The sequence below is a fragment of the Paeniroseomonas aquatica genome (genome assembly GCF_030409335.1).
Taxonomy (GTDB): Bacteria; Pseudomonadota; Alphaproteobacteria; order Acetobacterales; family Acetobacteraceae; genus Belnapia; species Belnapia aquatica.
Genome location: NZ_JAUFPN010000103.1, coordinates 270 through 1,521, shown reverse-complemented (window position 1 = coordinate 1,521; position 1,252 = coordinate 270). Strand labels below are relative to the sequence as shown.

2 protein-coding genes are annotated in these 1,252 nt (G+C 60.9%); both read right to left on the bottom strand.

What is annotated here, in order from left to right; translation table 11 throughout:
- On the bottom strand, positions 1-373 hold a 373-nt coding region (locus QWZ14_RS09065), incomplete at its 3' end, for a GNAT family N-acetyltransferase (protein WP_290316311.1).
- 461 nt (positions 374-834) lie between these two features.
- On the bottom strand, positions 835-1,170 hold the full coding sequence (locus QWZ14_RS09060) for a hypothetical protein (RefSeq protein WP_290316310.1): 336 nt from the start codon (positions 1,168-1,170) through the stop codon (positions 835-837).
- Positions 1,171-1,252 lie beyond the last annotated feature (82 nt).

The window sequence follows — 1,252 nt, the reverse complement described above, 5'->3', positions numbered from 1 at the left end:
CCGCCATGTTCTCTTTTGATGTAGACCACTCGATTCTAGTGCTGCCCGCGGCCTTCGCTGCACGAGCGATCCCCGCCATCAAATCCTGTGCGACACCTAGCCGACGTGCAGACTGGCCGACGTAAATCTGCTGGACGTAGGTGAAGCGAAGCAGACCGGCGACAGGGTAAAGGGACGTGAAGGTAGCGAAGCCCAGCAGACGGACATCATCATGCGCCAGGATGACATCAACCTGCTGAGCCTGCCGAACAACGTCCTCAGCAACAACCAACTCGGGTTTGATGGTGGCGCCATAAGATTTCGCCATTTCCACCATCAAGCCAGCTAAGGCTTGAGCGTCAGCAGCCTCGAAGTGACGAACTTGAATAGCCATGCTTGTCTCCACCCCCTTAGGACCCACTGCAACTGGCCGCCGAGTGATGACCAGCTATGACCGCCTGCTCCGCATTGCTGATCGCCTGAGTAAGGTTGGGGCTGGTAGTGCTGCAGCGGACGGCGCAATCCACCAGGCGCTTAGCCGGGAGGGACAGGCGCCCCCCCTACACGATGGACGAGGCCGCTACGCGAACGCTGTTGCCCCCAGGCTTCGAGTGGATGGCAATGATCTGGACTGCAGGATGGGTCTATGCCCCCTGCCGCTGCGCCGGTATCGCACCTGATGGCTTTAGCTATCCTCACCACGGCCAGTGGGGCCGTTCGATCCTGTTGTCGCTCAGTGGCAGTGCACTACGAGCTTGGGCGGCACTGACGCGCTTAGGCGAGGGGTGCTAGCGGAAGCTATGGCTGCTAGTTCTAGCTAGCGTCTGCTAGCAAAAGATATGGACGCTAGCGCCGCTATTCGTCATAGCGGCGGCGGGTCTCCGGACGGACGAGATCGACCTCGGGAACCTCATGACCGTCAGACTGCAGCAGTTGAGCAATAAGCCGCCGGGTGCTGCCACGCTCCTCTGAAAGGCGGGCAAGGAGTTTGGCCAGTCCCTTGCTGACGCGGAAATTGACCTGCACCAGCTCGACCCTTTGCGGTGCCGGCTGTGCAATCGCCTTAGGGGGCTCGGCTTGCGACTGGACGTCGACGCGGCCCGAAGTGGAAGGAAGATCGCCAGTCAGCGGCGCAAGTGCCCCAGCCAGTTCCAACCCCGACGGCCGGCGCTTGAGTCCAGAGGATGCCATCACCCTACTCCCTTTGGCTACGCTATGGTTGCTATGGATGCTAGCGGCACTAGCGGCACTAGCGGCACTAGCGGCACTAGCG